Origin of the sequence: Pseudobacter sp. (genome assembly GCF_051955275.1) — a bacterium.
In the GTDB taxonomy this organism is placed as follows: Bacteria; Bacteroidota; Bacteroidia; order Chitinophagales; family Chitinophagaceae; genus Pseudobacter.
This window is the reverse complement of record NZ_JBQCGW010000299.1, coordinates 1-5,890: the sequence shown is the minus strand read 5'-3', so window position 1 is coordinate 5,890 and position 5,890 is coordinate 1. Positions and strand designations below refer to the sequence as shown.

Annotated in this window: 9 protein-coding genes; 2 read left to right on the top strand and 7 right to left on the bottom strand. The window is 45.6% G+C overall.

Going from position 1 to position 5,890, the window contains the following annotated elements:
- Positions 1-203 precede the first annotated feature (203 nt).
- Positions 204-509 (top strand): hypothetical protein, encoded by a 306-nt coding sequence (locus ACTHMC_RS26355; protein WP_440417893.1) that lies wholly within the window; start codon positions 204-206, stop codon positions 507-509.
- A gap of 84 nt (positions 510-593) precedes the next feature.
- On the opposite strand, the gene ACTHMC_RS26350 is transcribed toward ACTHMC_RS26355, so the two are convergent.
- Positions 594-1,487: an SDR family oxidoreductase gene (locus tag ACTHMC_RS26350; protein ID WP_440417892.1), complete on the bottom strand. Its 894-nt coding sequence runs from the start codon at positions 1,485-1,487 to the stop codon at positions 594-596.
- 172 nt (positions 1,488-1,659) lie between these two features.
- Here ACTHMC_RS26350 and ACTHMC_RS26345 point away from each other — a divergent pair, with 172 nt between their 5' ends.
- Positions 1,660-1,953 carry a hypothetical protein gene (locus tag ACTHMC_RS26345; protein WP_440417890.1) on the top strand — a complete coding sequence of 98 codons (294 nt, stop codon included), beginning with the start codon at positions 1,660-1,662 and terminating at the stop codon, positions 1,951-1,953.
- A 46-nt stretch (positions 1,954-1,999) separates the two neighbouring features.
- On the opposite strand, the gene ACTHMC_RS26340 is transcribed toward ACTHMC_RS26345, so the two are convergent.
- The 6 genes from ACTHMC_RS26340 to ACTHMC_RS26315 form a co-directional block, all read right to left on the bottom strand.
- Entirely contained in the window at positions 2,000-2,410 is a 411-nt protein-coding gene (locus tag ACTHMC_RS26340; RefSeq protein ID WP_440417888.1) for a hypothetical protein, read from the bottom strand.
- Positions 2,411-2,564: 154 nt separating this feature from the next.
- Positions 2,565-2,969, bottom strand: a complete 405-nt coding sequence (locus ACTHMC_RS26335; protein ID WP_440417887.1) for a hypothetical protein — start codon at positions 2,967-2,969, stop codon at positions 2,565-2,567.
- A 24-nt stretch (positions 2,970-2,993) separates the two neighbouring features.
- Positions 2,994-3,833 carry a ferritin-like domain-containing protein gene (locus ACTHMC_RS26330; protein ID WP_440417885.1) on the bottom strand — a complete coding sequence of 280 codons (840 nt, stop codon included), beginning with the start codon at positions 3,831-3,833 and terminating at the stop codon, positions 2,994-2,996.
- Between the two features lie 10 nt (positions 3,834-3,843).
- Positions 3,844-4,554 (bottom strand): ferritin-like domain-containing protein, encoded by a 711-nt coding sequence (locus ACTHMC_RS26325; protein WP_440417883.1) that lies wholly within the window; start codon positions 4,552-4,554, stop codon positions 3,844-3,846.
- A gap of 126 nt (positions 4,555-4,680) precedes the next feature.
- Positions 4,681-5,472, bottom strand: a complete 792-nt coding sequence (locus ACTHMC_RS26320; RefSeq protein WP_440417881.1) for an anti-sigma factor — start codon at positions 5,470-5,472, stop codon at positions 4,681-4,683.
- 1 nt (position 5,473) lies between these two features.
- The coding region (locus ACTHMC_RS26315) for an RNA polymerase sigma factor (RefSeq protein ID WP_440417879.1) at positions 5,474-5,890 on the bottom strand (417 nt) is incomplete at its 5' end.

Genomic DNA, 5,890 nt, shown 5'->3' with positions numbered 1-5,890 from the left:
CTATTAAGGCAGCGGAGATGAATTGATTGAAAATATTTTTTGACAAATGTCCCATGTTAAATATTTCTCGCTAAACCAAAGAATTACAATTACTTACACAGGAAATCACTTTTAACATTTTCGTTCCTCCGTTACTGGCAGATTTTTTGAAACAGGGTGATTATACCCCACCCTGAACAATTTCTGAATCTAAAAGAGAGGATATGAAAAAGAAAGAATTCAGGATTCATTTCGATATGCCAATCAGGGGATCAGACATTGTTGTTCCTATGACAGCAATGGCAGAATTGCATCATTCCGATCCTTACTACCTGTTACGGTCAATCGAAATCAGCTTTAAGCGGGATGATACGTCAAAAGGTGGTGTTTTAATGAAAGAGTTGAGAATTAAACATGTAAAAGGAGAAAAAGAAGACATCTGGGTGCATTGTGATACCGGTCGTGAGAGTGATATTTCAAGGCATGCCGGACTTGCTATCGAAGCCTCCGGAAATCATACGGAGGAATAATCAATCAAATTCATGGCTTCGTCAGCCAGACATTATCAAACGGGGGCTCCCTAGGAACCCCCGTTTAATTTTCCGTTCAGTTAATTATATAGTTGGTGTACCACCTGTTACCTGTATGGTGGCTCCCAGTACATAACTGGAATCATCCGATGCCAGGAAAACGTATGCCGGAGCAAGTTCCGCCGGTTGCCCTGCCCTCTTCAAAGGTGTCTGCTCCCCAAATTTCGCCACTTCCTCAGGTGGGAAAGTGCTTGGGATCAAAGGCGTCCACACGGGCCCCGGTGCCACACAATTTACACGGATACCTTTCTCTGCCCATAACTGCGCCAGCCCTGAGGTGAAATTCTGGATAGCTCCCTTGGTAGTGGCATAATGGAGCAAAACGGGATTGGGCTTGTAGGCATTCACAGAAGAAGTATTGATCACTGTACTACCCGGTTTAAGATATGTTTCTGCCGCCTTGCAGAGATAAAACATGGAATAGATATTCGTTTTGAAAGTATAGTCCAGTTCGGCTGCCGAGATTTCCTGCAATGACTTGTGCGACATCTGGTAAGCCGCATTGTTTACCAGGATATCTATCTTACCGAACTCGGACATCGCCCTTTCGATGATCTGTTGGCAATGCCCTTCCTCGCTGATATCTCCCGGTACAAGTACCGCATCCCGTCCTGCTTCCCTGATCCATTTTTCTGTTTCCTTTGCATCCTCATGTTCATTCAGGTAGGAGATCAGAACATCCGCACCCTCCCTGGCAAAGGCAATGGCCACTGCCCTGCCGATGCCTGAATCACCACCTGTGATAATAGCCTTTTTGCCAGACAGTTTTCCGGAACCTTTATAGGAATGCTCGCCGTGATCAGCCCGGGGATTAAGTTCTTTATCGGTACCTGGAATTTCCTGTTGCTGCTCCGGAAACGGAGGTTTCGGATGCTTTTCAACAGGATTCTTGTTTTCCGTTGTTTGTGATTGTGCCATAAAAAGTGTTTTTACTATTCAGGCTGATATTGCACAAATTCCATTCCCCTTAAATGCCCCGGTAGTGAGTAATAAGCTCCACTTGCCACGCATAAGCTTTATTCCACAACTCTCAGGAAACAGATGGTTTCGTTTTTGTGCAGGTTCATCAACAACTAAAAAAATCAAAATCATGAAAAAGCAAGGCAACGAAAAAAAGGGACAGCAACCTGCCAAGCAGGATCTGGAACAACCAAGCACTCTGCAAGCGTCGATGGCAGACGAAACAGGCTCCAGTCCTTTGGATTCAGAAACGGATGATGAAGAGGATGGCTCTCCGGTACTGGATGAAGAAGATCTGGAAGAGAATGACATCACGGAAGAGGAGGCAGAAGACGTGGAGTGGGATGAAAAGAAGGAAGAAGATGATGATAAGACGTCTGGTTCTGCTGATTCTGAAAAAGGCTCAAAAAATTCTGGGCTGTAAAAATCATGAGGACGCATCTGAAAAGTTGCGCCCTCATGTTTTAATTTTATTTTCCGTATACGATCAGCTCAGCTTTTTTGCGGGAGCGTTGTTTGGTGTCGTACCAGACAGAGATCCTGTCGATGCGCCTGCGGTTTCCCTGCAGATCAATTACCCTTGAAGCGCTTCCTCTTCTGAAATTATCCCTGAGGTTTACTTCCTGTGTACTGCCATTCTCAAAGTGGATAGTGGCGCGATGCATATTGATTGCACCACCCTGTACTCCGAATTTCAACTGGCTGAAAGCATTGCGGGAATCAACACGTATCACATCACGGTCCATCTTGTAATCAACACGGCTCGACCCAAGGGTTACCCATCTTTCGCGGCCTTCTTCTGTAGCGGGTTTGGAAGAGGAACATCCAAATATTACAACGGTCAGCACGGTGAGCATTGTAAAAAAGTATCGTTTATTCATAATGGTCAGTTTGGTATTCTGACCACAATGGATAAAGATTGTTTAGTGATCTGTGCCAGAATTAAGAAAACATTTGGAATTGGAAGTTTCGATCCGCAAAAAAATGGCCCGCAGTTTTCACCGCAGGCCCTGCCTATATGACCGCATCAAGCTCCTATGAATTCACCCAAAGACTCCATTTCTGATCGAACTTGTACCATTTTCCATCAGAGCCTTCCCATTTCCACTCGGGTACATCTGACCAGGAATTGCCATCGGTGCTCCATACTAATTTCTTATTGTGGATCTTGAGCCACTTGCCATCTTTATCAGCCCAGGCGCCGTCGCTCACTGCTGCCCATTTCTTACCATCAGTGCTCCACCAGAGGCCTGCTTTTTTATCGAGCTTGTACCAGTAGGTTTTACCATCTTTCATGCCAGGCCAGGTGCCTGTAGAAGATTTCATCCAGTCTTTCTTCACTTCGGTTTGAAGAACAGGAGTTTCGTTATTGCTTGTAAAGCTGCTGGTCATCAGCGCCACAGGCAGACAGAATGCCATCAGCAGAATTGTCTTTTTCATGTTCGTTATATTTGATTGAAATAATTATACGATGAATGGATCCACGATGGCCAGCACGGCGGCCTTTGTCAACGGCTCATCAAAAGACTCTGAAGCCGCATCTGCATCAACCCCGGAACCGCCGATGTTCACGATGTTTGCTCCGGCCTGCGTGGTGAGGTCTTCTCCGTTATAGCTGGCTTGTACAGCCGCACCAATACCACCTGTATCCTTACCCGTAATCCAGGGTTTGATGGAATCCTGGCTAAGCAGTGCCCTGCGCATGCTGCGGATATGCGCCGCATGACGCGCTTCCACTGAATGGATCTGAAGGGCTGCAGTGAGAATATCATTGTTCTCCATCAGTTCAGTTGCCTGCCCCTTGTATGCACGGACACCTGTATCTTCAAAAGTTTGTGCAACGGCCAGGAAGAGTGCATAGTTGGTGAACACATCTTTGAATGGTCCATTGTTGCTGCCATTGCCGGCGGAGAAATCGAATATGGGTTTTGCTACAGGTGTGGCGCCCAATTGACCGATCACCGTTTTCAGCAAGGCCACATGTGCATTCTCATGATCACGTATAGTAGTGATGGCGCCAACAGCTGCACCTGCAGGAATAGGAGCCATTGCAACACCCTTGGTATAAAATTCAGCTTCCAGGTATTCCAGAGTGAGTGCGTATTGCAGCACCGCAATAATACCGGGAGTATCCCTTCCGTATGCTTTTTTGAACAGGCTACCCAGGGCCAGTGGCAGTGCTGTAAGCGCTATCACACGGCCCGTGCGGGCAAACTGCTGCATCGCCTTCCTTCTTGTATCCATGCGATCATATACGTCAGGATCGTGTTTCTCTATCCGGTTGAAAATATCAAACAGGTTCATATGAATACATTTAAGTGGTGGGTAAATTGGATGCGTTGACCTTGGTTTTCAGGAATGTTGCAGCAGTGGCCAACACCTCTGAAGGAGATTTGGCAAGATCAAGTCCCTGTGCATTCACTACTGTACTGTCCGCAAAGCTGCCATTGCTGATCAGATCGCGGATATAGGCCGCATGCCTTGCTTCCACAGACACGATCTTTCCGGCCAGCTCCAGGTAAGCTTTTGTTGTGATGAGCTTGCCTGCACCATTGTAGGCAGACACACCCAGGTCTTCAAATGCTTTTGCAGTATTCAGCACACTTGTTCTGCTGGAAAAATTGATGGAGGAGAAATCCACTTCCAGAGAACCGATGGCATTACCCGCAAGCGCTGCTTTGAAAAATTCGCGGTGAGCAACTTCATGGTCGCGTATATCAGTGAGCAATGCCACTTCGGAGGCCGTAATACCAGTGAATTGTGAAGCGATCACCTGCGTGTAGAATGCTGCTTCCAGTTGCTCCAGTGCATATGCATAATTCAGCACGCCAATATCACCACTCCCAAGATTCACTCCGTTATTGTTATCATCATCATCCTTATCACAGGATGTGAGCAATGATGATGCAGTAACAACAGATGCTGCCAGGCCTACATAGGAGAGGAATTTCCTCCTGCTGGCATTTTCAGGCAATATGATTCCTTCGCCGCCTTTTTCAGGCAGACGCTCGATGTCTTTCCGCATGATGTTTCTTTTAGCTGTTAAAGAAAATTATGTGTGGTAACCCTTTATAAGGCTGACTGGACTCTTGATGTGGCTATTATAGGTACGCAGGGTGATGAAATAAGGTTTTACAAAACGGAATTTTTTTTATCCGTTCACCTTTCCATAAATATACATCTGCTCAAGTGTAGGACTGGCGCTGCCTCCGGCAGGTTCCAGTGTAACTGCATATGCTTCGGCTCCGGTAATGGCTGCAAATTTGCATATACTTTCTCCGTTCACCAGCATACCTGCATTTACAGGCTTTCCATTTACAATTGCCCAGAGTTGATACTGCTTATCATGAGGTGCGGCAGGCAGGGAATGGGCTGCCAGCAGCAATTGATTATTTGTTGCATTCAGAAAAAGGATGGATTGCCCTTTACCTTTACCAGGAAGTGCGGGCATGGGTATCTTCACAATATCAGCTGCGGTAAGCATCTGAAGGTCCTGCCCCATTATGTTCATCTTAACTTGAATGATCTGTTGATCGGCCAGCAGATTTTGTTGCTTATCCTGCAGAGCGATCACCTGTTCTTTTTCTGTGCTGTATTTGTTATAAAGAATAAAATTGATCACAATGCTGGAAATCAGCAATACCACTGATGCAGCGGCAGTATACTTATACACCGGGTTACTGATCCTGATCTCCACAGGCATGGGCGTATCCCGGATCTCAGAGCCGATTCTTGCAAAGATCTTATCCCTGATGCCGGAGGGTACAGGCGTTGACACGGGTGTTGCCATGCCCAGCAACCATTCTTCAGCGCTGTGGATGGCATTTTCTACTTCGGGGTAAAGGCGGCGCATCTTATCCAGTTCCTGTTTTTCATCATCACCAGCGATGCCTAACAGGTAACTTTCAATGATGCCGCTCTTTATGTATGCATGTATATCCATGCTAACTGATCTGTTTTTTTAATTGCAGTATTGCTGTTCTTATTCTTGTTTTTACAGTACCTAATGGAAGTTTCAATATTTCAGCAATCTCTTCCTGGGTATATCCCTGGAAATACGACAATTCAATGAGCACTTTGTATTCTGCTTTCAATGATTGTATGAGCTTTCGTAATCCTGCATCCTCTACAGGGTGTGGTGTTTTATCCGGTAAAAAAGTATAATCATTTACAGAATAATTTTTCTTCTTATTCTTGTAATCCTTCCTTCGTGTAGCATCTATTGCTGCATTTCTTGCAATATTGAACATCCAGGTGAAGAGTCTTCCTTTGGCAGGATCATACTGATCTATCTGTTTCCATATTTTAATGAAAACTTCCTGCAACACATCCAATGACGCCACCTCATCCCCAAGGATTTC

Coding starts and splice junctions, on each gene's coding strand:
- ACTHMC_RS26350 (WP_440417892.1), bottom strand. CDS start 1,487: ATGGCACAATCACAAACAACGGAAAACAAGAATCCTGTTGAAAAGCAT.
- ACTHMC_RS26320 (WP_440417881.1), bottom strand. CDS start 5,472: ATGGATATACATGCATACATAAAGAGCGGCATCATTGAAAGTTACCTG.
- ACTHMC_RS26325 (WP_440417883.1), bottom strand. CDS start 4,554: ATGCGGAAAGACATCGAGCGTCTGCCTGAAAAAGGCGGCGAAGGAATC.
- ACTHMC_RS26330 (WP_440417885.1), bottom strand. CDS start 3,833: ATGAACCTGTTTGATATTTTCAACCGGATAGAGAAACACGATCCTGAC.
- ACTHMC_RS26335 (WP_440417887.1), bottom strand. CDS start 2,969: ATGAAAAAGACAATTCTGCTGATGGCATTCTGTCTGCCTGTGGCGCTG.
- ACTHMC_RS26340 (WP_440417888.1), bottom strand. CDS start 2,410: ATGAATAAACGATACTTTTTTACAATGCTCACCGTGCTGACCGTTGTA.
- ACTHMC_RS26355 (WP_440417893.1), top strand. CDS start 204: ATGAAAAAGAAAGAATTCAGGATTCATTTCGATATGCCAATCAGGGGA.
- ACTHMC_RS26345 (WP_440417890.1), top strand. CDS start 1,660: ATGAAAAAGCAAGGCAACGAAAAAAAGGGACAGCAACCTGCCAAGCAG.